The sequence below is a fragment of the Methylobacterium sp. WL9 genome (genome assembly GCF_008040035.1).
In the GTDB taxonomy this organism is placed as follows: Bacteria; Pseudomonadota; Alphaproteobacteria; order Rhizobiales; family Beijerinckiaceae; genus Methylobacterium; species Methylobacterium thuringiense.
In genome coordinates, this window is sequence record NZ_VRVE01000023.1 from 1 (window position 1) to 24,199 (window position 24,199).

Consider the following 24,199-nt stretch of genomic DNA (forward strand, 5'->3'; position numbering starts at 1 on the left):
GCCGTAGCCGGCCTGTCCCTCGCCGGCACCGTGGCTGCCGGCGGCCGGAGGCGCGGCGGCAGCCGCAGGCTTGGCCGCCCCGCTTCCGGCGGTCTCGGCCATCACCAGAATCACGTCGCCCTGGGTGACGGTGTCGCCGGGCTTCACCTTCACCTCGGCCACCGTGCCGGCGACCGGGGACGGGATGTCCATGGTCGCCTTGTCGGATTCCAGCACGATCAGCACGTCGTCGACCGAGATCTGATCGCCGGGGCTGACGCTCACCTCGATCACCGGGATATTCTTGAAGTCGCCGATATCGGGCAGTTTGACGTCGTTGCTCATGGCCTCACCTCACGCCTTATCCGCATCCGGTTGTCGTTCGAACCACCCGTCAGACGACGAGGCGGCGGACGTCCTCCAGGGTGTGGCAGAGGTGGCGGGAGAAGCGCGCGGCGAGCGCCCCGTCGATGACGCGGTGGTCGTAGGACAGCGAGAGCGGCAGCATCAGCCGGGCCTTGAACTCAGCTCCGTCCCAGACCGGGGCCATCTTCGAGCGCACGACGCCGAGGATGGCGACCTCGGGCGCGTTGACCAGCGGCGTGAAGGCGGTGCCGCCGATGCCCCCTAAGCTCGAGATGGTGAAGGTCGCCCCCTGCATGTCGGACGCGCCGAGCTTGCCGTCGCGGGCTTTCTTCGAGAGGTCGCCGAGATCGCGGCTGATCTCGACCAGCCCCTTGCGGTCGGCATCCTTCACCACCGGCACCACGAGGCCGTCCGGCGTGTCCACGGCGACGCCGATATTGTAGTAGCGCTTGAGGATCAGCGCGTCCTTTTCCGGGCTCAGCGATGCGTTGAACTCGGGGTGCTGGCGCAGAGCCGAGACCGCCGCCTTGATCAGGAAGGACAGCAGCGTCACGCGATACCCCTTCTCCTTGCCGGCGGTGTCGAGCTCCTTGCGGTATGTGTCGGTGTCGGTGATGTCCGACTCGTCCTGATGGGTGACGAGCGGCACGTTGAGCCAGGCCCGGTGCAGGTGCGGGCCGGAGATCTTCTTGATCCGCGCCAGCGGCTTGATCTCGATCGGACCGAACTTCGAGAAGTCGACCGCCGGGATCTCGGGAATCCCCATGCCGCCCGACGCCATGACCGCGCCGCCGCCGGCCGCAGCCGGGGCCGAGCGGGTCAGGCTGCCCTTCACGTCGTCCTTGGTGATGCGGCCCTTCTCGCCTGTGCCCTTCACCGCGTTGAGGTCGACGCCCATCTCGCGGGCGATGCGCCGCACGGCGGGGCTCGCGTGGACGTTCGAGAAGTCGGGCGCACCCGAAGCCGAGGGCTGGGCGACCGGACCCGAGGGCGGCGCCGACGCCGTGGGGACCGGCTCCTCCTGCTTGACGGCGACCGCGGCGGTGTCGGCGGCAGCGGAGGCCGGACCCTTGGCCGTCGCGGCCTCGCCCTTGAGCATCAGGATCGGGGCGCCCTCGCTGACCTTGTCGCCGATCTTGATCAGGATCTTCTCGACTACGCCTCCTTGAGGCGAAGGCACATCCATCGTCGCCTTGTCGGATTCGAGCGACACCAGCGGGTCGTCCGGCCCGATCGTGTCGCCTTCCTTCACGAAGATCTCGATGACCGGGATGTCCGCGAAATCGCCGATGTCGGGAATCTTGACCTCGATACCCACTTGCAATCTCCCTAGCCGACGGGCCTCTGCCGGGCCCTGGTCTGATGTCTGAGCGCGATCGAGAGGATCGCCCCGGCGGCCCGCCGAGGCGACGGAGCGGACGTCACACGGTCCAGGGACCGGGCTTTTCGGGGTCGATCCCGTATTTCGCGATGGCCTCGGCCACCTTGGTCATCGGGATCGTCCCTTCGGCGGCGAGGCTATGTAGCGCCGCCACCGTGACCCAGCGCCGGTCCACCTCGAAGAAGTCGCGCAGCTTCACCCGGTAATCCGAGCGGCCGAAGCCGTCGGTGCCGAGCACGCGGTAGCGTCCGGGCACGTAGGGCCGAATCTGGTCGGCGAAGAGCCGCATGTAGTCGGTGGAGGCGATCACCGGCCCGTTGCGGCCTTCGAGACAGGTCTCGACGTGAGACGTCTTCGGCGTCTCGGTGGGGTGGAGCAGGTTCCAGCGCTCCACGGCCATGGCGTCGCGCCGCAGCTCGGTAAAGCTCGGGCAGCTCCAGATGTCGGCGGCGACGCCGTGCTCCGCCTCCAGGATTTCCGCGGCCGCGATCACCTCGCGCAGGATGGTGCCGCTGCCGAGCAGTTGGACGCGCGGCCCGCCCGTCTTCCCCGTGCCTTCGCGGAACAGGTACATCCCCTTGAGGATGCCGGCCTCGGCCCCCTCCGGCATGCCGGGGTGCTCGTAGTTCTCGTTCATCACGGTGATGTAGTAGAAGACGTCCTCCTGCTCGGCGAACATCCGCCTGAGGCCGTCCTGCACGATCACCGCGACCTCGTACGAGAAGGTCGGGTCGTAGGAGACGCAGTTCGGGATCGTCGCCGAGAACAGGTGGCTGTGCCCGTCCTCGTGCTGCAGCCCTTCGCCGTTCAGCGTGGTGCGCCCGGCGGTGCCGCCGATCAGGAAGCCGCGCGCCCGACTGTCGCCCGCCGCCCAGGCGAGGTCGCCGACCCGCTGGAAGCCGAACATCGAGTAGTAGATGTAGAACGGGATCGTCGGCGCATTTGAGGTCGAGTACGAGGTCGCCGCCGCGATCCACGAGGACATGGCGCCGGGCTCGTTGATGCCCTCTTGGAGCATCTGACCCTTCTCGTCCTCCTTGTAGTACATCAGCTGGTTGGCATCCTCCGGCCGATAGAGTTGGCCGACCTGGCTGAAGATGCCGAACTGGCGGAACATGCCCTCCATGCCGAAGGTACGGCTCTCGTCGGGCACGATCGGCACGATGCGGTTGCCGATGTTCTTGTCGCGCAGCAGCGTGTTGAGCACCCGCACGAAGGCCATGGTGGTCGAGATCTCGCGACCCGCCGTCTCCTTGAGCTGCGCGCTGAAGGCCGAGAGCGGCGGGATCTTCAGGTCGATCGACTTGCGCCGCCGCGCCGGCAGCGGCCCACCGAGGGCCGCGCGCCGGGCCTTGAGATAGTTCATCTCCGGGCTCCCTTCGGGGAAGCGGATGAACGGCATCTCGGTGATCTGCGCGTCGGTGAGATCGATCTGGAAGCGGTCGCGGAACTGCCGCAGCACCGCCTCGCCCATCTTCTTCTGCTGGTGGGTGATGTTCTGGCCTTCGCCCGACTCGCCCATGCCGTAGCCCTTGACGGTCTTGGCGAGGATCAGCGTCGGCTGGCCCTTGTGCTTCGAGGCCGCCGAATAGGCCGCGAACACCTTGGACGGGTCGTGGCCGCCGCGGGTGAGGCGGAAGATGTCGTCGTCGTTCCAGTCGGCCACCAGCGCCGCGGTCTCGGGATATTTTCCGAAGAAGTGCTCGCGGATGTAGGCGCCGTTCTTCGACTTGAAGTCCTGGTACTCGCCGTCGACGCATTCCTCCATCAGCCGCGCCAGCATGCCGGTGGTGTCGCGCGCCAGCAGCGCGTCCCAGCCCGAGCCCCACAGGCACTTGATGACGTTCCAGCCGGCGCCGCGGAAATCGGCCTCGAGCTCCTGGACGATCTTGCCGTTGCCGCGCACCGGCCCGTCGAGGCGCTGCAGGTTGCAGTTGATGACGAAGACGAGGTTGTCGAGTTTTTCGCGCGCGGCCATGGAGATAGCGCCGAGGCTCTCCGGCTCGTCCATCTCGCCGTCGCCCATGAAGGCCCACACCTTACGGCCGTCGGTGTTGGCGTGGCCGCGATGGTGCAGGTAGCGCAGGTAGCGCGCCTGATAGATCGCCATCAGCGGGCCGAGGCCCATCGAGACGGTGGGGAACTGCCAGAAATCCGGCATCAGCCAGGGATGCGGATAGGACGAGATCCCCTTGCCGTCGACCTCCTGGCGATAGTTGAGAAGCTGCTCCTCGGTCAGCCGGCCTTCGAGGAAGGCGCGGGCATAGATGCCGGGCGAGGAATGGCCCTGCACGTAGATCAGGTCGCCGCCGCGCTCGGGCGAGTCGCCGTGCCAGAAATGCATGAAGCCGGTGTCGTAGAGCGTCGCCGAGGACTGGAAGCTCGCGATGTGGCCGCCGAGCTCCGACGAGTCCTTGTTCGCCCGCAGGATGATCGCGATGGCGTTCCAGCGGATCGCCGAGCGGATGCGGTGCTCGATCGCCCGGTCGCCGGGATGCGGGTCCTGCTTGTCGACGGGAATCGTATTGAGATACGCGGTGTTCGCCGAGAACGGGACCGGTGCGCCGCGCTTGCGCGCCTCCTCGACCACCTGCCCGATGAGGAAGTGCGCCCGGTCCGGCCCTTCGACATCCAGCACGCCGTCCAGCGAATCGAGCCACTCCCGGGTCTCGACCGGATCAAGGTCGCGACTGCGCTCCATCGGTTTTCTCCCTGGCACCCCCTTCGAACGAGCGGGTTACGAGAAAGATTAGGGCAGCGACTGGAGAAATGCGAGACCCGCCAACACGATGGATTGTAGAATTTCCACGTGCGCCCGAACAGATCCGCAACCCTGGATCGCTCGAATTCTGGTTACCGCGAGAACACGACCGAACATCAAAGTGAAGACATCGGGCTGCCGCACCGAATCCTGGGAGCGGCCCGCGACAGATCTGCCTCAATACCATCGTTTGGAGCGGGCGACGGGAATCGAACCCGTATATTCAGCTTGGGAAGCTGACGTTCTACCACTGAACTACGCCCGCGCCGGGCTCCCGCCGGGGGGAGGCCGCCTGCATCGGCTCATGCAGGCGCGAACCATAGCAGAGCCGTTTCGATTGTCCACGGAGCGCGAGGGCGTTGCGGCGTTTCCATGCCAACCCGTTTCCGCTAGCGTCCGCGCCGCCCCGGCCCCTCCGGCGCCGGGCCTCCATCCCCTTCTGCGAACCCCCGAATGAGCGCCGTGACGACGCAATCCGCCACCGAGCCAGCCGCCGCCACGGATGCCGCGAGGGGCGCGAGGCCGGGAGCCGCGGGCGGAATCGCCGTCCCGAAGCTCGTGCTCGCCTCGGCCTCGCCGCGCCGCCTCGCGCTGCTGCAGCAGATCGGCATCGAGCCGGATGCGCTGCTGCCGGCCGACGTCGACGAGACGCCGCGCAAGTCGGAATCGCCGCGCGAACTCGCCCGCCGCCTCGCCCGGGCCAAGCTCGAAGTCGCGCGCGACGCGGCCCGGCGCAACGACACCCTGCGCGACGCCTATCTGATCGCTGCCGATACGGTGGTTGCCGTCGGGCGTCGGGTGCTGCCCAAGGCTGAGCGCCTCGACGAGGCGGCCGACTGCCTCCGGCTGCTCTCGGGGCGCCCGCACCGGGTCTACACCGCCGTCTGCATCCTCTCGCCGAAGGACCGCCAGCGCGAGCGCCTGGTCGAGGCGCGGGTGCGCTTCAAGCGGCTCTCGTCCCGCGAGATCGAGGGCTATCTCGGCTCGGGCGAATGGCGCGGCAAGGCCGGCGGCTACGCCATCCAGGGGCTCGCCGGCGCCTTCGTGATCAAGCTCGTTGGCTCCCACAGCGCCGTCGTTGGCCTGCCGCTCTACGAGACCATGAGCCTCCTCGAAGGCGAGGGCTTTCCGGTCCGCCGCGGCTGGGGAGCCCCGGCATGACGGGCGCGACCGGCTCCGGGAAACGCAAGGCCGCCGCGCCGTGCCCGATCTGCCGCAAGCCCGCGCAGGAGGCCTTCGCGCCGTTCTGCTCGCAGCGCTGCGCGGACGTCGATCTCGGCCGCTGGCTCGGGGACCGCTACATCATTCCCGGCCCCGAAGACGAGCCGGAGGAGGGGCCTGACGCCGACGGCTCACATTGAGCCACGGAGGCGCTAGACACCGCTCCGACGCTTGACTATACCGCCGCTCCAGCCGCGGGGCCTCAGCCGCTCCGCCGCTCGCCCAGGTAGCTCAGTTGGTAGAGCATGCGACTGAAAATCGCAGTGTCGGCGGTTCGATTCCGTCCCTGGGCACCATAGTTTTTCTAATCAGTATATCCATCGACTGCGTGGCCAGATTGTTCGACTTTTCTGCCTCCGGCAGAAGTGAGATCATGGCGGTTCCGACTGCTTTCAGATTGATCGGGCGCTTGGTGCCGTCGCCCGCCGCGGTGGTGAAGCGGGACGTCACGATGGCGTCGCAATCGCACCGCTGCTCACGGGTCTCGCCATGGCGGGTGATCAGCCTGGCAAGCGTGGGGTTCGAGTGGACCCTGGGTGAGAGCGAATGTTCTTTCCGCTAGGGGAGACTTGGCGGATCGACCGTTCGTGGGCTAGTGCTCCCCCCGACGGTGATCGCAACTAGGGTTCCGGATGGACACCATAGATCTGAATCCCACTGAGAAGACCTCCCTCTCGCAGCTGGCTCGCAGGCTCGTCGAACGCAGTACGCGGGCGACGGCAGACGGCGTTAAATCGCGCGAGACGACAGAAGGGACCGATCATTTCTCAGAGGATGGCCGGCTACTTCGACTTCTCGAACTCGAGAAGCGGATGGAGACGATTGGCCGGGACTGGTCCAAAACGCTGAACGCCGTGCTCACGACGGTCGAGCGCCTGGAATCGCGCGTCGCGCGTCTTGAGGGTGAGGTTCAGGGATTGCAGGACCGTGACGAGGGACTCGATCGCTCGGCTCAACAGCACCGCGACGAACTCGACCTCTCGGCCTCCGCCTTCGCCGAAACGGCTGCGGCTCGGATCGAGGAGGCCCTGGAACGGGTCGATGCGCTGCTTTTTCTGCGCGCTTCGAACGACTCGGCGAAAAGCGCCGATCATCCGGCGGTCGCTGTCCAGCGTGGCTAAAGTCATCCAGTATCACTCGTCGGTCGTGACCGGCGATGCCATCGGAACGTCGATCACCCTGCTGCATGAATCGCTTATCGCGCAGGGCGTGGCGAGCTTCGTGGCCTGTGCCGACGCACATCTCAAATCGGCAGCCCCGGGCGTCCTGCCGGCCTCGGCGATCCTGAACGGCCGGATGGGCCAGACCTTCGGTGAGGACGACGTCCTGCTGATCCACTTCTCCTTCCTGGACGACACGGCCGAGAAGCTGGCGCAATTGCCGCTCCGCCGCATCATCGTCTACCACAACATCACACCCGGGCACTTCTTTCACGAAGTCGGGCTCGGCTGGCTCGGCGACGGCTGCGACCGGGGGCGCGAACAGCTCGCGCGCATGTCGTCCCTGTTCGACGCCGCAGTAGGCGATTCCGACTACAACTGCCAGGAATTGACCGCGAGCGGCTACCGCAACGTGAAGACGATCCCGATCCTGTTCGACGCGTCGAGCTTCCGCAGCGAACGGATCGATCCCGAGTTGCTGCTCTCGGTCCGCGAGCGCGCCGACGTCAACGTCCTGTTCGTCGGCCGCTTCGTCCCCAACAAGCGCATCGAACGCGTGATGACGATGGTCGGCGCGTTCAAGAACGGCTTCGCGCCGACGGTCTGCCTCCATCTCGTCGGCAAGGTGTGGGACGGGGCATACTTCGCCGCCTTGATGAAGCATGCAGCCGATGCCGGGATCGAGCAGAGCCTCCAGCTCCATACCAATGCCGAGCCGCTTCGCCTCCGCACGCTCTACGCCGCCGCCGACGCGTTCGTATCGATGTCGGACCACGAGGGATTCATGGTGCCGCTGGTCGAGGCCTTTGCGTCCGGTTGCCCGGTGATCGCGGCCGATGCGGGCGCGATCGGAGAGACCATGGGCGGGGCGGGCTTCCTGATGAGCGCTCCGGATCCAGCCTTCGCGGCGGGTATCCTGCATATGATCACGACGGACCGCGACCTACGTTCGCGGGTCGTGGCCGGGCAGGCGCGGCGTGCGGCCGATTTCAGGCCCTCCCGGGTCGCACGGCGCTGGACGGAAACGATCCGCAACGTATCGGCAGCCTTCTGATGCAGGCAGGTCTCCCCATGTCCCAGGCAGATATCGAGCCGCAGCGCCCCGAGGCCCAGGCATGAAGCTCGCCATGGACGGCGGTGCCTTCCAGCAGGGAATTGCAGCCGGCATCTTCAACGTCGCGGTCGGGCTGATGAATGCCGTGGTACAGGCGCGGCCCGACATCGGTTTCGTCCTCGTTGCCGACCCGCGCCTCGGCCCGGTGCGAGAGGAACTGCTGGATCGTCTCTCGGTCAGGCCAGACATCGTCCATGGAGAGGTCGGGCCCGCCTATGGGCGGTCGCAGCGAGCCCTCACCACGGACGAGCCGAACATTCGCTTCGAGGTGGACGGTCTCGTCACCCCGGCCCCCATCGTCGATGGCAAGGTCGTCTACGAGGGTCCCGCTCCGGTGCGCTCCTTTCGTATTCTGAGCCGAGCCGACAAGCCCTCAATGACCCGCGGACAGGGCGACGAGCGACGCCTGGGCGTGCTGATCGACCGCATCGCGATCCAGGCTGGGGCACAGCTCGCCTGCATCGGGCTCGACCACCCCTGGCTCAGGCGGGGTGTCCATGGTCTGGAAGGCTTGGCGCGCTGGACGGATGGCGCGGCCGAGCTGCCGACGGACCTTTTTCCGCCAGGCGACGGCGATATCGAGGTCACGGTCGGCATCGGATCGACCATGACCTACCGGCTGGCCGATGGCCTGTTCGATGCGAGCCTCGCCCGGGTCGCCGCCCGGGCCGCACGGTTCACGCTGAGAACCGCGACCGCCGAGCTGGAACACGAACTCATGCGCCAGGGCGTCAGCGCCTACGTGGCCAACCACTTCCTACCGGTACGCTTCGAACGCTTGCCGGGTTATGCGATCTTGTACGATATGATCCCTGTCTTGTTTCCGGAGTTCTTCTTCGCGGATGCGCGCCAGAACTTCGCGAACAACGTCGCCGTTTTCGAAAATGCCGACCATGTCTTCAGCATCTCGGAGACGAGTCGGCAGGACTTGGTCCGCACGACGCACGTCACAGCCGACCGCGTCACCGCCATGATGATCGACATCGACCCGGCCTTCGCCCGCAGACCCGGCAAAGAGATCGTAGACGCCCGCCGTCGCTACGGCCTGGAGCAGCGGCCCTACATCCTGACGGTCGGCACGCTGGAGCCGCGCAAGAACCATGCGCGGCTCGTCGAAGCTTTCTCGGCCCTGGTGACAGGTGAAGCTCCGGCCTGTGACCTCGTCCTGATCGGCAAGCCCGGATGGGGCACGGACGGGCTGATGCAGCAGATCGCGCGTCTCGGGCTGGCAAGGCGGGTCCACGTGCTAACTGGCGTGCCGAACGAGGACCTGGCGGCACTCTATTCCGGAGCCCTGTTCACGGCCTATCCGAGCCTCTACGAGGGTTTCGGGCTACCCGTCCTCGAGGCCATGGCCTGTGGCTGCCCGGTGATGACCTCCGACCGGTCGAGCATGCCCGAAATCGCTGGCGAGGCCGCGCTGCTGGTCGACCCGACCTCGGTCGAAAGCCTCGTTCGCGGTCTCTACACTTTGATGACGAACGGCGTGCTGCGTGACCGTCTGGCCGCAAGCGGCCTTTCGCAACGGCAACAATTCAGTTGGGACACGACGGCGCGCCGGTTCCTCGACGTCGTCGGCGGACGATAAGGCGATGCGGATCCTCGTGTTGTCGACCTTCGACGTCTGGCCGCCGCGCGACGGCGGCCAGAATCGTTACGTGAATCTGTGGTGCAATTTCTCCACGGAACACGAGATCACGATCCTCGCCTACGATTTCCGGAACCTCGCCGGCGAACGCCGCTATCGGTTGGCCGACCACGTGGAGGTAATTGTCCCACCGGCGAGCTATGGTGACGCCCGGCACTTCCACTATATGCAAAACCGCACCGGGCTCTGGCTGCACGATGTGCTGTGTCTGACTGATTATAGTTTTTCACCCTCATTTTTGAGGCGACTTTCTGAAAAGGTGAGCCAGTGCGACGTTTTGGTGGCATCGCATCCCTATTTAGCCAAAGTTGCTTTCCCCATAGCTTCAAGTCGCGTGACCCGCGTCTATGAGGGGCACAATGTCGAGCTTGACATTAAATCTAACTATTTTCGATCCAGCAGAGATACATCATTGACTCGAGAGCTTCTTGAAGCAGTAAAATATGGAGAAGATTTTGCCGCAAGGCAGGCGGATCTTGTCACGACAGTTAGCGAAGACGACAAGATACGCCTCTATGAACTATATGGCCTCCATACTAAACCGATAACTACAGTTCCTAACGGAGCAAATATTCGCCCTTCAAACCTGCTTGGCCTCGAAGAAAGCAACGAGGTCCGAGCGTCGCTTGGAATCAAGAGCGGGTTGGTCGGGATCTTTCTTGGGAGCTCTTACGCAGCTAACGTAGAATCTTATAAACGAGGACGCGAAATGCTGCATGCCGCAGAGTTTCGTGGAACAATGCTCTTAGTGGGATCAATTGCGGAAGCCGATCGCGACTGCTGGCCCGACGTCGGTTTTCAAGAGCGTTGGCTGGGCTTCGTGGATTCGGAGGTGCGCGACGTTTTGCTATCTACGGCCGATTTTGCTCTACATCTCATTTTTGCCGGAGCCGGCACCAATCTTAAAATGTTCGATTACATGGGGGCAGGCGTGCCTATCCTCGCCAACGAATTCGGTCGGCGAGGTGTTTCGCATGATAACTGGTGTTTGTTTGCCGAAGATGCTCAAGAACTGGCTACTGCTCTAGAAAATCTTACCAGAAAAACTGATGCTGGCGTTAATGTTTCCGCGACAGCGAGACAAATAGCACTAGCAGAATTTGATTGGCGAAGCATCGCAATAAGATTCGAAAGATTTTTGAGTTCTGAACCATTATCATTCCCAAAATAAATACAGTAAATTATTTATAGCTCGCCGAATGATACATCATATATCCGAGGCCATCCAGTCGAACGGAGTAGACAATGCGGATTGAGATTCAGATTTACTTGGATGAAATTCGCCATCAACTTCAGGGGTGGGTTGGAGATAGGCAGCCTATGATCATTGATTTAATCGATGAGATACAGCGCGATCTTGGCGTTGTAGGCGACATAGCCGAGATCGGTGTTCATCATGGTCTCTTTCTTATGCTTTTAGCTGCAGTTCGACAGGATCATGAAACTATCCGCGCATTCGACCTTTTCGATCGGCAAGATTTAAATCTTGATAAATCTGGACAAGGCTCACTTGAAATATTCACCGCTGCAATAGAAAAATATTATCCAGGAATAAGTGAAAGTTTTATTGTTAAATCAGAAGATAGTCTCAATATTACCCCTCTAAATCTGAAGAAATATTTTCCAAACAATGTACGTTTATTTTCAATCGATGGAGGACACACGCGTACGCATGTCATCAATGACCTATCGGTAGCTCAAAATGTACTATCTGCCGGCGGCGTCGCGATACTTGATGATTTCTTCGGTCCACATTGGCCGGAAGTAACAGAAGGCTATTTTACTTTCATGAATAATAACAATAGACGATTGGTTCCGTTTCTATTTTTTCAAAATAAGTTGTTCTTGACGACTTTCTCTGAACATGGAAATATTTCTAACAAATTTCGCGCGCTTGTAGAACAACGTATCGGATCTGAAATACACGATGGTATGTGGAAATATGTAAATATTGCAGGACATCAAGTTTTATCAAAAGCATAATCTGCTATATAAAAGTGCGATCACATCATTTTTTTGATAAAATCGAGCGGCCCAACATGAAATATGTTTTCTTTCTGACAACTCATTTTGGCGCCCTCCAAAGTGTTGCTCTGGCAACTCGTGGCATGGATATCCGTATTCAGGTCCCAGGTAAGACCCTTCAAAAACATTTGCATTATGGGAATTTCAATGTCGAGCCGACGGCTTTGGCCGATATGGGGATCGAGCTTGAAGTCATAGAAGAGGCGGAATACTTTGGATCTCCGCCCGATATGCTGATTTGCACTCATCCATTCTGTCAAGAAGTAATGCGGAATCATGCGAATCGTATGAAAGAAATCAAACCTGTGTTACTATGCGGATATACGCAAGGTTTTTCAATACCCCACGATTTTCGATATTTCGATGCACTGATTGCTGTTGATTATCCATCTTATGTTCGAGCTCAAAGTTTTGGGATTCCTTCGATTCATTATTGGCCTTGGGTCGATTTTGATTTTTGGTCTCCTCCTAAAACCGAACCAGAAACCATTTTAATTCGAATGTTTTGCAACAGCCTCGATCAGAGACCTGCACCGCTACCGGATATGTTCAGGCGTTTAGTAGAAACGCAACCTGAAGGGGTATTAGAAAACTATGAATGGCTTCCACCTATAGCGGTACGTCAGTTGCTGAACGATGCATCTGCGACTCTATCTATTAAACCGAACGAAGGCTATGGTTACTCAGTCATCGAAAGTCTTGCGTGCGGACGCCCTGTATTTGTTTATAGGCCATTTATAAAGTATCAGACTTACATAAATTGGCTAATTGATGACGAGAGCTGTATATTTTTTGATTCTGACGACGAGTTTAAAGATAAATTTGAGCGATTTATAGTCGATCAAGCGTGGCGTCGTCACCTTCAGAGCGGTTGCGCTAAACTTATCAGAAGTAAGATTAATAATGATTTTCAAAATCTACAAATGCAGAATTTTATAATAAGTCTTTTAGGGGGGCATTCGCGGTTCGTGTCGTATCTTCCAGATACAGATCTATTCACAAATGAGTTTTCATCTAAAAAAGAAATCTGGAATATTTTATCTAATAAGATGTGGTGGGACCCGATAGCTGAGCTCAAATCTGCGCTGGATTATAAAAACGAATATGGGCTGTTGGTTGATTTAAACAAAGTGCACTCACTCGTTGATAATCAAGATTTTTCTCAAAGATCAACAGGCGAATTTCGTCTAGTTGCAGGTGTATATGAAGTCGGCATTCTTCGGCAAGACGATGGTGATGTTGCTTTCAATATGGAACTCAAACTCATTGTAGGCTCAGCTCTTTCAAGCAACACCTCATTCCGATCCCAAATCAACCGCGGCGTCGAATCTTGGATTACTTTCACTGTAAATATTTTTTCTGACGATACTCCACTGAGATTGGAATTTAGATCTGATGCAAATTTGTTACCGTATGTATTTATACGTCCGTTTTCTTCCATTGTCTTGAATTGAAATTTTTTAGATATTAAATCTAAGGCGATCCGACGTATTTCTTTTCATCTCGATTTGACGCCGGGGTGTAGTTGAAAATGCCCGCCTTCTGCATTAGGAAACTCGGCATGATTTTCGCCCGCTTGACTGGCCGCCGGAAAGAGGCGCCCCTTGTTCAGGTTCAGCCCGTCGGAATGCCCGGTTTCGACGCCGACTTCTACCTCGCCCACAACCCCGACGTCGCCGCGAGCGGGGCCGATCCGCTCGCGCATTATCTGGAGCATGGGTGGCGCGAGGGGCGGGAGCCGAGCATGGGCTTCAACGGGCAGCGCTATCTCGCGCTGAACCCCGACGTCCAGGCTGCCAATGTCAACCCGCTCGTCCATTACCTGGACCACGGCTTGGCCGAGGGACGCGTGGGTGCATACGCTGCGCCCGCGCTCGCGCCCACCTCTCAGGAACCCGAGGCACCGCCCCCCCCTGTGGAGGCGACGCAGGCGAGTGCAGCGCCGAGCGCGGATCACCACCGCCATGAGCCCACGCGGCTTCTCTGATGGGAGCCGAGGCGCTCCCTCACCGGAACCGGCGTCTTCGGCACCCTCGTTGACGGCCGGCGTCTGCCGCCCGCGTCATCACGAGCGTGGGCAACGACGGGGCCATGGTCCGAGGCTGTCCAGCGCCTGTTGATGTTGTCACAGAGCGGGACGGCCGAGCCCATGCTCGGCGGTGCCGTGCTTGCCGAGACGATCAACGGGTCTCTTACAAGGCCGAGGTGATTCATCGCCGCAGCGCCGAGCGGAGCGCCATGACCGTCGCGTTCGCTACCCCCGCATGGGTCGACGGATTCAACGCCAGGCCCCTGCCCGAACCGTGGGGCAGCATGTCTCCCGCCAAGCGCGACGCGCTACCAAGCTCTGGCCACCTGTAGCGGGCAGCCGAACGGTCCGGACGGCGGTGCGGGAAAAACCGGCGCAGGCTCAGGCCGCGCGCGAGATCGGCCGTGCCGTCTCTTTGCCCGTGCGGGCATCGAGGAGAGCGCGGCTGAATTCGGCCGGGGTGTGGCTGCGGCCGCTGCTGTCTCGGATGAGGACGCCCTCCATGCCGGAGCTGACGAGGGTCAGGGCCTGCTCCAGCGCTGCAAGCATCGAGCCGCGCTGGAAGCTGACGTCGCGGGCGGTATGGCGCGCGGTAACGATGAAACTCACGAGGAACACCTTGAGCGACGAAATAGAGTGACGACCGGCTCTGCCGATCGGTGATCGATCATCCGATCCGTTTGGAAAGCGTTGTCGTCTCCACGTCGTCTGTGCAGTCGCTCAGCTATGCCGATCCATAGAAGGCATTTGGTTGACGAATCCTGAGCGGAACCGCGTTTTGTTGAGGCGAGAATCGGGCGAGCCGGTTTCTGTCATCGCGGGCAGGGGAGGGCTGCAGCCGCCGTGCCCGGCCCGGATGCCGATCGTGCGACCTCCGCGCCCCCGCGTAGGATTGCCTAAATATCCCGTTTTTATCTTCCTATTTTCCAGAGTAACTTTCTTATACCTCCCGAATACTTTTGCTATTCTTCAAAAAGCCGGTGCCGTTGTTTCATTTTTGCAACCTCGACGAATCCTCTTATGCAAAACTCAATAGGTCCCTGGAATAAAATACGACTGCATGCTTAAGCTTCAGGCAGCGAGCGACCTCCGTGCGTACATTGCCGCCGGGCGTGACTCGAAATAATCAATCAACGTCGGGGGAAGTGTCGTGAATCCTAACAGGTTTGCAGTATCTCTGCGCAGGTCTCTGCTGTTGAGCGTGCCCGTCTGGGCCGTCGCCGTCGCAGGGGCCCATGCCGCATGCGCGCCTGCCATTCCCGCGAACGGCCAGACCGTGACCTGCACGGACGCCACGCCGACCGGCTTCGTCGCTCCTGCGGGCGTCACCAGGCTGACCGTGAACATCCAGACGGGCGCCACCGTCGGATCGCAGCAGACCAGCGCCGGAGCCAACCCGAGCTTCACCAACGTTCGGGTCAATGGCACGAGCACGGTCAACAATGCCGGCACGATCGCCAACACCACGCCGCTGAACCGCGACAACTTCGGTGTGAACCTGGCGGGCGACCTGTCGACGCTCAACAACACCGGTACGATCACTCTGACGGCACCGGCCGGCAATACGACGACCCGCGTCTACGGCGCGTATTCGAGCGCGCCGGGCGGCGCGCAATACGCGAGCACGACGATGAACAACAGCGGCACGATCAGTGTGACCCAGAACGGCAACGGCATCGCCCGCGGCATCTATTCGGGCGAGAACACGACGCTGTTCACGATCAACAACACCGGGCTGCTCTCGGCGACGCGCGGCACGACCGCAACGGCCAGCACCACCGTCGTCGCCGGCGTCGATTCCGACGACGACACCGACCGGCTCGTGGTCAACAACGCCGCGGCCGGGCGCATCACCGCCGCCGGCACCAACACCCGCGCGATCAGCGGCCGTGCCGCCCAGTACGAGATCAACAACAGCGGCACGATCGGCAACACCACCGCCGGCGAGGCGGCGATCGCCACCTTCGCGCTGAATGCGGGCAATGCCGGCGACGCGACCACGCTGCGCGCCTACAATACGGTGGTCACCAACACCGCAACCGGCGTCATCAACGGCGACGTGCGCAACTTCGATCAAGACCTGCAGGTGGGCGCCACCGTGGTCAACCTGCGCCGCTCCGGCACGGTGACCAATGCCGGCACCATCAACGGCAACCTGAGCTTCGGCAACGGCAACCAGACCATCACCAACACCGGCCGAATCTCGGGCAATATCTCATTCCTCGACGTGGCCACCGCCGGCGCAATCGCCGGCACCGTCAACACGGTCAACCTCGGCACAGGGTCGAGCATCGGCGGCAACATCACCGCGCGCGGGCTCGGTACCAACAACCTCAACCTTTCCGGCACCGGCACGCTGACCAGCAACGTCACCGGTTTCACCAACATCACCCAGACCGCCGGTGCCTGGACGATCGGCAACAACGCCACGCAGATGATCTCCGGGAACCTCACCGTGGCAGGCGGCAACCTGACGCTCGGCGCCGGTACGACCCAGACCGTCGGCGGCCTGATCCAGGTGACGGGTTCCGGCGCTCAGCTCACGGTCAACAACACGATCGCGAACAAGACGGTGAACCTGTCGAATTCGAACACGACGCTGGTCAACAACGGCACCATCACGCAGTCCGATACGGCCGCGGCCACGACCGCCGGCCGCCTCCGCACCGTGATCAGCAGCGCCGCCGATCCGGCCGCCTACGCCAACGTCTCGGTCGTCAACAACGGCACCATCGCCATCACGGAGAACGGGGCCGCACGTGCCCAAGCCGTCTATGCGGGCGAGAACATCACCTCGATGAGCGTCGTCAACAGCGGTACGATCTCGGCGACGCGCAGCGCTACCGCGATCGCGACCGGCAGCGCCCAAGCCGTCTCGGCCGTGGATGCCGATGACGACACCCTCGCCTACACGGTCACCAACCGGGCCGGCGGCCAGATCGTCGCCACGGGTACGGGCGCCCGCGCCATCGCCGGCCAGGCGCAGAACTACACCATCGACAACGCGGGCACGATCACGTCGCCGGCGGGCGGCGTCGCCGTCGCCACCAACGGCCGCGGCGTCAGCACGCTCACCAACCGCGCAGGCGGCGTGATCACCGGTGACGTGCGCATCACCGACGTCAACAACCAGACCGCCGCGAGCGTCGTGACCGCCGCCAACCGTCGTTCCGGGACGCTCACCAATGCCGGCACCATCAACGGCAGCCTGCTCTTCGGCAACGGCAACCAGACCGTCACCAATACCGGTCGCATCGGCGGCGGCCTGAACTTCCTCGATGTCGCAGCCGCCGGGGCCGCAGCCGGCACCGTGAACCGCCTCACCCTCGGCACCGGTTCGTCGATCGGCGGCAACATCACCGCGCAGGGCCTCGGCACCAACGCCCTCGTCCTGACCGGTACCGGCACGCTGACGAGCAACGTCGCCGGCTTCACGACCCTGTCCCAGGCGGACGGCTCCTGGACGCTGGCTTCCGGCTCGACGCAGAGCTTCTCGGGCGGTGCCACCGTGTCGGGCGGTCGTCTCGAGGTCGACTCGACGCTCAACGCCAACACCGCCGTTGGCGTGGCCGGCACGCTCGGCGGCGTCGGCCGCATCAACGGCAACCTCGGCAACGCCGGCATCGTCGCCCCCGGCACCGCGGCGTCGCCCTACGGCGTCCTGACGGTCGCGGGGAACTACGCACAGTCGTCGACCGGAGCCCTCGCGGTCAACGTGAACCCGGCCGGCGCCTCCTCGAAGCTCCAGGTCACCGGTTTCGCCAACCTGTCCGGCGCCGTCGCGCTCAACACCGCTCCGGGCACCTACACGGCCAACAGCCGCTACACGGTGCTGACCGCCAATTCCGGCGTGGCCGGCACCTTCACCTCGGCCACGGCCAGCAACCTGCCGTTCCTGCTGCGGCCGGTCGCCTCGACAGACGCCAACAACGCCTACGTGACGCTCGCCCAGCAGAGCTTCACCGGCGTGGCGCAGACCCAAAACCAGCGTAACGCCGCCACCGGCGTCGATGCGCTGCTCGCGGCCAACCCGGCGGCGCTGACCTTCCTCGACAACCAGAGCAACCAGGCGCTGGCGGGTATTCTCGACCGGGTCGCAGGCCAGGGCTACACCTCCGTCGCCGATCCGCAGCTCCGGGCCGGCCGCGCCTTCACTGACGCGGTGATGGGCCGGGCGTACTCCGCCCTCTTCGAGGCCGGCCCGACCGGCTTCACCCTGCCCCCGGCGGTCTACGCCGCCGACCTGCCGACCCGCGGGCCGGTGCCGGAGCCGCGCTTCATCGAGGCGACCCGCGGCTACGGAATCTGGGCCACGGGCTACGGCCAGGTCGGCACCGTGGACTCGACCGCCAACGCGGCCGGCCGCCACGAGACGATCGCGGGCTTCGCCGGCGGCATCGACTTCCATCCGGGCGCCGGCACCGTGCTCGGCATCTCGGCGGGCTACGGTTCGGTCGACGTGTCGGTGAACCGGACCGGTGAGCGGGCGCATACCGACAACGCCCAGGTCGCCGTCTACGGCGGCATCACGAACGGCCCGGCCTACGCCATCGCCACCGTGGGCTACGCCCACGCCGACGGCCGGCTCAACCGCTCGCTCGCCGGATTGCAGGTCCTGCAGCCGGGCGGAGCCAGCGGCTCCATCGGCGGCGACCAGTTCCTGTCCTCCGCCGAGGCCGGCTACCGCTACGCCTACACCCCGGGCCTGATCCTCACGCCGTTCGTCGGCGCCCAGGTCTCGACCTTCAGTCAGGACCGGGTGACCGAGGGAACCGGCGGCCTGTTCAACCTGAACGTCGCGGCCCAGGACTTCCTCTCGGCCCGCACGCTGGTCGGCGGCCGCCTTGAATCCACGGTGGATCTCGGCGGACGGGCGGTGACGCTGGCGATCCGGGCGGCCTACGTCCACGACTTCGCCGACATCGGCCGGACGATCCAGTCGAGCTTCGTCCTGGCTCCGACCGTGCCGTTCACGGTCGACGGCCGCCGCCTCAACCGCGACCGGGCGCTCGTCGGCGTCGGCATCGGCACGCAGCTGGCTCCCGGCTGGACCGGCTTCGTGAACTACGACGCCGAACTCGCCTCCAGCGACACGATCCAGGCAGGCCGGGCCGGCGTTCGCTACGCCTTCTGAGACCCGGTCCCTCGGGACCCATCGCCACGAAGCCCCCGGGTCGCTCGCCGATCCGGGGGCTTTTTCGTTGCGCTCGTGCTCAGGTGGACAGCGAGGGGCAGGTCTCGCCGCCGTCCCGTTTCACCACTCGCCCCTAGGCGTGCGGCCGGCGACGGGCTAGACCCGTGCACCTTCATCCCGACGGTTCGCGGGGGTCCGCGGTTCCTGCGAGCCCCCGCCCCGAGAGCAGGACGACGCGATGGCGGACAAGGCGGTCCCTCATTTCCACAATCAGGCCGGCGTGGCGCGAGTCCGGGTCGGGGCACGCGAATTCATGTGCATCGGGGCGCTGCCGCCCTTCGACCACCCGCACGTCTTCCTCGACATGGGCGGGGGCGACGAGATCATCTGCCAGTACTGCTCGACGCTGTACGTGCACGATCCCAAGCTGAAGCCGGACGGGGCGGAGCCCGCCTCCTGCGTCTGGAACGACGACGCACCGCAAGCGAGAGCCGCGGCCGAGTGATACCGACGGACGTGACGTTCGACTCTTCCAGCGATCGGCCGTTCGGCAAGCGGCCGTTGAGCAAGCGCGACTGCGCGTCGCCGCTGATGCGGCGGATCGATCTCGAGACGTCGGTCTCGAGATCCGCCGATAGGAAAGCCCCGTCGTGAAGCCTCTCTCCATCGCCATCGTCGGGGCCGGCATCGGCGGTCTGACGGCTGCGCTGGCCCTGAGCGGGGCAGGGCACTCGGTCACCCTGATCGAACGCCGAACCGGCTTCTCGGAAGTGGGAGCGGGCCTGCAGATCTCGCCGAATGCCAGCCGGATCCTGATCGAACTGGGCCTCGGGCCGGCCCTGCGCCGCGCCGCCAACGAGCCGCCGGGGGTGGCGATCCGGGCGCTGGCCAGCGGGCGCAAGCTCGGCGGCATCGAGCTCGGCTCGGCGATCCGCGATCGGCACGGCGCGCCTTACTACGTCATCCACCGGGCCGACCTGCAGACGCTGCTGCTCGACGCCGTGCGCGGACGCCCCGGCATCCGTCTCGTCGTCGGCCGGGAGGTCGTCGCGGTCGCGGAGACGGACGATGACGTCAGGCTGAGCCTGGAGAGCGTCGCCGGCGGGCGCAGCGACACGCTCGCGGCCGATCTCGCCATCGGGGCCGACGGCGTCCGCTCGACCCTGCGCGAGCGCTTCGACACCCGCCCGCTCCAGACGCATCGTCAGGCCGCCTGGCGGGCGACGATCCTGCGCGAGGCGGCTCCGCCCGAATTCCAGGGCGAGGAGACCGGCCTCTGGCTCGGGGGCGGCCGCCATGTCGTGCACTACCCGATCGGAGCGGGCCAGCGGCTCAACGTCGTCGCGATCGTGCCCGAGCGCGAGGGCGACGACGATTGGGGGCGGCTCGGCGACCCCGCCGTCCTGCGCGACCATTTTCGCGATGCGGCCGGGCCGCTCCTGGCGTTGCTCACCGTGCCGGACACCTGGATGGTCTGGTCCCTCGTCGACCGCCCGGCGGCGCGCCCGATGGCCTCGGGCCGGCTGGCGCTGCTCGGCGACGCCGCCCACCCCGTTCTGCCGTTCCTGGCGCAGGGCGCCGCCATGGCGATCGAGGATGCGGCCGTACTCACCCGCTGCCTGGGCGCTGCAGGAGAGGTGCCGGACGCGCTCGACGCCTATGGCAGGGAACGCTCGGCCCGGGTTCGCCGGGTCTGGAAGGCGGCGCAGTCCAATGGCCGCACCTACCATGCCGGCCCGCTCGTCGGCCTCGCTCGCAACGCGGTGCTCGGCCGCCTAGGCCCGGCCGGCATGAGCCGGCGTTACGCCTGGCTCTACGGCTGGACGCCCGACACAGCCTGACCGTTCCCAGCTTGATCTGGCGCCGCGCCGACGCTACCGCTCTCGATGCGCGGACGTGGCGGAACCGGTAGACGCACGAGACTTAAAATCTTGCGGCCGCAAGGCCGTGCGGGTTCGAGTCCCGCCGTCCGCACCAATCTCTTGAAATCGCGAACAGCGCCAGCAGGATCCTGGCACGCAGGTGTTTTTCGGCGCCCCTCGCGACAAATGGCCATTCCGATGACGTCGTGAAGTCGTGCCCCGAATGGGGATTGGTTCGTCCGCAAGGGCATCCCGAGGGACATCCGATAACGTTAGCAATGGGTACGAGACACCGGTTGTGGAGGACACGGCCGAGGAACTGAAGCTGTTCCCGAGGTATGTGTTAGAGGGCGAGTGACCGAGCCAAATGGCGACGGGGCTTTAACCCTCCGCTTACCTCGAACCGCGACGTTGCCGACCCGAACCAACAGAGGGCAGGGCATGGCCGATAGCATCGACACGGTAGGCGTCGCGGGCGAGCGCATCCGTACCATCATCGAGCGCATCGAACGCGTCGAGGAGGAAATAAAGGACCTGATGGAAGGGAAAAAGGAGATCTTCGCCGAGGCCAAAAGTGAGGGCCTGGACGTGAAGGTGCTCAAGGAAATCCTCAAGCTGCGCAAGCAGGACAAGGATGAGCGCGACGAGCAGGAGACTCTACTAGAGGTCTATCTGCGTGCGATGGATGCGCCGGCCCCTGCACCAATGGCCGAGGCCGCTTAAAGGCTTTGCCGGGAGGGGCAGGCGAGTATTCAGTCGCCGCCCCTTTGCTCGCCCCTAGAGCCGTATCCGACCTGATTGCATCAGGCCGGCGGCTCTAGGCTATTGTTATGACGCGCTTTCTTACGACCGACCGGCATCCACTCGGTCGGAAAGCGCTCTAGCGACCTCCTTCATCATCTCATCAGCCAACGGCCGTTCCAGATACCCGCGGAGGCGAACAACGGACGAACATCGTTCAGAGAGAACCAAACGGGCGTCTTCTTCGGCTTCGTGTCCGCGTACTCGCTGAAAGACGATACGGGCACGAGGCAGAGGCATCCTTCCAGGCAGGGGCGGTACTCGGCACAGCGCATCTCTCGATCCAGATTGGAACAAAAGAAGAACACGCTACGGCAAGGATGGTTCGGTCGATCGCGGAGGGCACCCTGCATTATTCGTTAGGGCTGAGCCTGTTCACAGGCGAGATAGCTCCGCATCGGAAACAATTGCAGCCTAGTTCGTTGCAGTGCGATGAGCCGAGTCGAAATTCTCCAATCCTGCCAGCGCCTCGCAGTGCACTGGCGTCTTGCGGAACGCCATTGGAAACGCGACGGCAATGCCCAAGCGGCTCGGGCCTGTGCGGAACAGGCCGAGTGGTGTGAGCGTCGCGTAGAGCAGCTGAGCACCTAAAGGCAGGCCCCATCGCCTCGGGTAGCGCACGGAGTTTGTCCGCTCTCGCACGACTAAGCGACGCCTTGTTTTGCCGGAAAAATGTGTGCGGGCATCGACCTTACAGAACGCGCGAGTCCCCGCCGAGAAAACAGGATGAGGTGCTACGAGGCCATGCTGCAGCGAGCGAAGCCGTGAGACCCACGAGCCTGCCCTGGATCGTTCATCCGTGATGACAACGTCCGAATGAGACTGCCCACTTTCGAGCAACATCGTCCTTTGTGATCGCGCGCGACCTGCCGGCCCCGCCCTACAGGTTGCCGCCTTCAATCAGGAAGGGCGGATAGCGGATGTCGGGCCGTCCATGACCAATGAGCCGCACACGCGACCTCAGTCAGTCATCCAATCGATGTCCAGCGATTGCTCGAAGGCGGCAGCGGATGTTTCCTTGCCCTTCAAATCGACCACCGTGACGTCCCGGAAGCCACGCCGAGCCAGGTCCCACGTCCGTTCCATTGCCTGCTCGTCGGTGCCGCAAGCGAATGTCACGCTGCGACCGGTCGGATCGATGCCCTTCACCTGAAACACGGTCGTTGTCTCACTCTTCGGTAGATTGCTCTCGCCATAGCCAATGAAAACGGGCGCGTCCCATGCCGCTATCGTTAACGGTTACCGACGCAAGGTCCACGCGAACTCGCGGAGGCTCGGAAGATGATTCGGCTTATGCTGAAAGCGGTAGGGCTGGCGACGATCCGTGGAGGCACCGGAGACCGGGGCACCACACTGACGCCCGAGGAACAACTCAGACGGTTTGCCGAGGTCTGCGAACGGCTTTCTTCAACCGATAAACACGCAACGGATTTCAGCGACGATGAGCAGTCGCTCGCATAGGCATGCTTCGGCGCATCGAACGGCCCTCGCCGCCCGCTAGAAAGCCCTTCGATAGCGCTCGGAGAACGCCAACGTTCTCAACGGACTGGGGCGGTACACGCGGTCTCCCGCAGTCCGCACCAACACCGACGATCCCGAAGGGAGTGCCTGCGGCTACCAGCAGGAGCGCGGGAGGCGGCGTTTCCAGCGCTCGCCGAGACGCAGATTCTGGCTCTCGGGCCGGTCCCGGCGCGGGGCGGCCACGGGTGCCGGCGCCCGTGGCGCGACACTGGGCGCGGCGAGAACGGGAGCAGGCTCCGGCGTACGGATGACGGGGGCCGGCGGCTCGACGGGCAGCGGAACCTTTCGCGGCCGTCCCCTCGGGCGCGGAGCACCCTCGATCATACCCTGCGGCGTGACGCGCCGGACTCGAGGGAGCGGCGGCTCCGGAGCGACGTCTGGCTCGGGCTCCGGAGGCGGAGCTTCCCAGGCGATCAGATTCGGCAGGATGCGCCGGGGCTCGGCATCGGCCGGAGCCGACGGAACAGATGCGAACGCGGCCTCGGACGGCACGGCCCATGGATCGAGCGCCACGGGCTTGCGGGCCGCGGCTTGCGGCACCCGCGGCGCTTTGGCGGGAATGGAGACGAAGCCTTGATGGCCGCTCGACTTGGCTGCGACGGTGAACGACCGCCGCTCGCGATTGCGAGTCATGCTTTCCCTAATGTCTTTGAGATTGGCCGGCGCGTGATGACGCACCGAACAGTCACATGGCTAATCGGCGACAGTTTGTCGAGTAACGGTTGCGATTGCGTTTCCACTTTCGATCCGGCTGCGCCCAATCGAACCTTCATGCGGTCGTAAAACGGCGCTCACGTTCAACACTTCGGAACGCCGCGCAGGGCCGTGCAACCGTACATGCCCTCGCCGGCCGACGGTCGAGACGCCGCCTCGTCCTCCATGGCCTCCGTGCCTCGTCCAGACAAGGTCGCCCACGTCCTGTGTCGCCCGCGAGCGACCGATGGCATCCGCGGCAAGGCACAGGGTCGAAACGTCGACAGCCTCATCGGATCCGCTGTCCCGCGGGCATGGAATGGGCGGGTGGAGCGCGTGCAAGGAGCCCGATCCCAGTGCTCGGCGACGACGCAGCAGGCTTACGGAGGCCGAGGCCATGGCCGGCCCGGCACCGATCGAAAAACCGCCTGCGTTATCGCTCCCGGTAGCAGGGCAGGATTGCGCAGAGCCGCAATCATCCAAAGCTCACTCGACACATTTTGC

The 24,199-nt window shown here is 63.5% G+C and carries 18 protein-coding genes, 3 tRNA genes and 3 pseudogenes; 16 read left to right on the plus strand and 8 right to left on the minus strand.

Annotated features, from left to right (window positions below; all coding sequences use genetic code 11):
- The 4 genes and pseudogenes from FV217_RS09625 to FV217_RS09640 all read right to left on the minus strand — a co-directional run.
- A partial coding sequence (locus FV217_RS09625; protein WP_147816976.1) for a biotin/lipoyl-containing protein occupies window positions 1–324 on the minus strand: 324 nt, incomplete at its 3' end.
- 49 nt (window positions 325–373) lie between these two features.
- Window positions 374–1,744: pseudogene (gene aceF, locus FV217_RS09630) on the minus strand (dihydrolipoyllysine-residue acetyltransferase); the annotation flags it as partial.
- 22 nt (window positions 1,745–1,766) lie between these two features.
- On the minus strand, window positions 1,767–4,427 hold the full coding sequence (gene aceE, locus FV217_RS09635) for a pyruvate dehydrogenase (acetyl-transferring), homodimeric type (RefSeq protein ID WP_147816978.1): 2,661 nt from the start codon (window positions 4,425–4,427) through the stop codon (window positions 1,767–1,769).
- Between the two features lie 251 nt (window positions 4,428–4,678).
- A tRNA-Gly gene (locus FV217_RS09640) sits at window positions 4,679–4,752 on the minus strand.
- A gap of 188 nt (window positions 4,753–4,940) precedes the next feature.
- On the opposite strand from FV217_RS09640, the gene FV217_RS09645 reads away from it, so the two are divergent.
- From FV217_RS09645 to FV217_RS23375, 11 genes and pseudogenes are all read left to right on the plus strand, one after another.
- Window positions 4,941–5,648, plus strand: coding sequence for a Maf-like protein (locus tag FV217_RS09645; protein ID WP_147816979.1), 708 nt, complete (start codon window positions 4,941–4,943; stop codon window positions 5,646–5,648).
- On the plus strand, window positions 5,645–5,848 hold the full coding sequence (gene yacG, locus FV217_RS09650; protein WP_147816980.1) for a DNA gyrase inhibitor YacG: 204 nt from the start codon (window positions 5,645–5,647) through the stop codon (window positions 5,846–5,848). Before FV217_RS09645 ends, yacG begins: the two co-directional genes overlap by 4 nt.
- Before the next feature lie 80 nt (window positions 5,849–5,928).
- Window positions 5,929–6,004, plus strand: a tRNA-Phe gene (locus FV217_RS09655).
- Window positions 6,005–6,340: 336 nt separating this feature from the next.
- Window positions 6,341–6,829: a hypothetical protein gene (locus tag FV217_RS09660; protein WP_147816981.1), complete on the plus strand. Its 489-nt coding sequence runs from the start codon at window positions 6,341–6,343 to the stop codon at window positions 6,827–6,829.
- Window positions 6,822–7,922 carry a glycosyltransferase gene (locus tag FV217_RS09665; protein ID WP_187272503.1) on the plus strand — a complete coding sequence of 367 codons (1,101 nt, stop codon included), beginning with the start codon at window positions 6,822–6,824 and terminating at the stop codon, window positions 7,920–7,922. Before FV217_RS09660 ends, FV217_RS09665 begins: the two co-directional genes overlap by 8 nt.
- Window positions 7,923–7,983: 61 nt before the next feature.
- Window positions 7,984–9,570: a glycosyltransferase family 1 protein gene (locus FV217_RS09670; RefSeq protein ID WP_147816983.1), complete on the plus strand. Its 1,587-nt coding sequence runs from the start codon at window positions 7,984–7,986 to the stop codon at window positions 9,568–9,570.
- 19 nt (window positions 9,571–9,589) lie between these two features.
- The gene (locus tag FV217_RS09675) at window positions 9,590–10,801 is read left to right on the plus strand and encodes a glycosyltransferase (protein ID WP_187272504.1); all 1,212 of its coding nucleotides are present in this window, start codon (window positions 9,590–9,592) and stop codon (window positions 10,799–10,801) included.
- A gap of 74 nt (window positions 10,802–10,875) precedes the next feature.
- Window positions 10,876–11,613 (plus strand): class I SAM-dependent methyltransferase, encoded by a 738-nt coding sequence (locus FV217_RS09680; RefSeq protein ID WP_147816985.1) that lies wholly within the window; start codon window positions 10,876–10,878, stop codon window positions 11,611–11,613.
- Window positions 11,614–11,669: 56 nt separating this feature from the next.
- Window positions 11,670–13,109: a glycosyltransferase gene (locus tag FV217_RS09685; protein ID WP_147816986.1), complete on the plus strand. Its 1,440-nt coding sequence runs from the start codon at window positions 11,670–11,672 to the stop codon at window positions 13,107–13,109.
- Window positions 13,110–13,216: 107 nt separating this feature from the next.
- The gene (locus tag FV217_RS09690; RefSeq protein ID WP_187272505.1) at window positions 13,217–13,642 is read left to right on the plus strand and encodes a hypothetical protein; all 426 of its coding nucleotides are present in this window, start codon (window positions 13,217–13,219) and stop codon (window positions 13,640–13,642) included.
- Between the two features lie 180 nt (window positions 13,643–13,822).
- Window positions 13,823–14,016: pseudogene (locus FV217_RS23375) on the plus strand (hypothetical protein); the annotation flags it as partial.
- A 49-nt stretch (window positions 14,017–14,065) separates the two neighbouring features.
- Here FV217_RS23375 and FV217_RS09695 read toward each other — a convergent pair.
- A complete protein-coding gene (locus tag FV217_RS09695; protein ID WP_147816987.1) occupies window positions 14,066–14,293 on the minus strand; it encodes a hypothetical protein in 228 nt (75 codons plus the stop codon).
- Between the two features lie 592 nt (window positions 14,294–14,885).
- Between FV217_RS09695 and FV217_RS09700 the strand changes: the two genes are divergently transcribed.
- The 5 genes from FV217_RS09700 to FV217_RS09720 all read left to right on the plus strand — a co-directional run bounded on the left by FV217_RS09700 (window position 14,886) and on the right by FV217_RS09720 (window position 21,403).
- Window positions 14,886–18,818, plus strand: a complete 3,933-nt coding sequence (locus FV217_RS09700) for an autotransporter domain-containing protein (protein ID WP_246682753.1) — start codon at window positions 14,886–14,888, stop codon at window positions 18,816–18,818.
- 238 nt (window positions 18,819–19,056) lie between these two features.
- Window positions 19,057–19,323 carry a zinc-finger domain-containing protein gene (locus FV217_RS09705; RefSeq protein ID WP_147816989.1) on the plus strand — a complete coding sequence of 89 codons (267 nt, stop codon included), beginning with the start codon at window positions 19,057–19,059 and terminating at the stop codon, window positions 19,321–19,323.
- Window positions 19,324–19,468: 145 nt separating this feature from the next.
- A complete protein-coding gene (locus FV217_RS09710; protein WP_147816990.1) occupies window positions 19,469–20,659 on the plus strand; it encodes an FAD-dependent oxidoreductase in 1,191 nt (396 codons plus the stop codon).
- Between the two features lie 49 nt (window positions 20,660–20,708).
- Window positions 20,709–20,795: transfer RNA gene (locus FV217_RS09715), tRNA-Leu, on the plus strand.
- 326 nt (window positions 20,796–21,121) lie between these two features.
- Window positions 21,122–21,403, plus strand: coding sequence for a GapR family DNA-binding domain-containing protein (locus FV217_RS09720; protein ID WP_147816991.1), 282 nt, complete (start codon window positions 21,122–21,124; stop codon window positions 21,401–21,403).
- Window positions 21,404–21,600: 197 nt separating this feature from the next.
- Here FV217_RS09720 and FV217_RS23380 read toward each other — a convergent pair.
- The 3 genes and pseudogenes from FV217_RS23380 to FV217_RS09735 form a co-directional block, all read right to left on the minus strand.
- Window positions 21,601–21,741, minus strand: a pseudogene (locus FV217_RS23380) (SOS response-associated peptidase); the annotation flags it as partial.
- A 700-nt stretch (window positions 21,742–22,441) separates the two neighbouring features.
- A complete protein-coding gene (locus FV217_RS09730) occupies window positions 22,442–22,639 on the minus strand; it encodes a hypothetical protein (protein ID WP_147816992.1) in 198 nt (65 codons plus the stop codon).
- Between the two features lie 456 nt (window positions 22,640–23,095).
- Window positions 23,096–23,635, minus strand: coding sequence for a DNA-binding protein (locus tag FV217_RS09735; protein ID WP_147816993.1), 540 nt, complete (start codon window positions 23,633–23,635; stop codon window positions 23,096–23,098).
- Window positions 23,636–24,199: the final 564 nt, after the last annotated feature.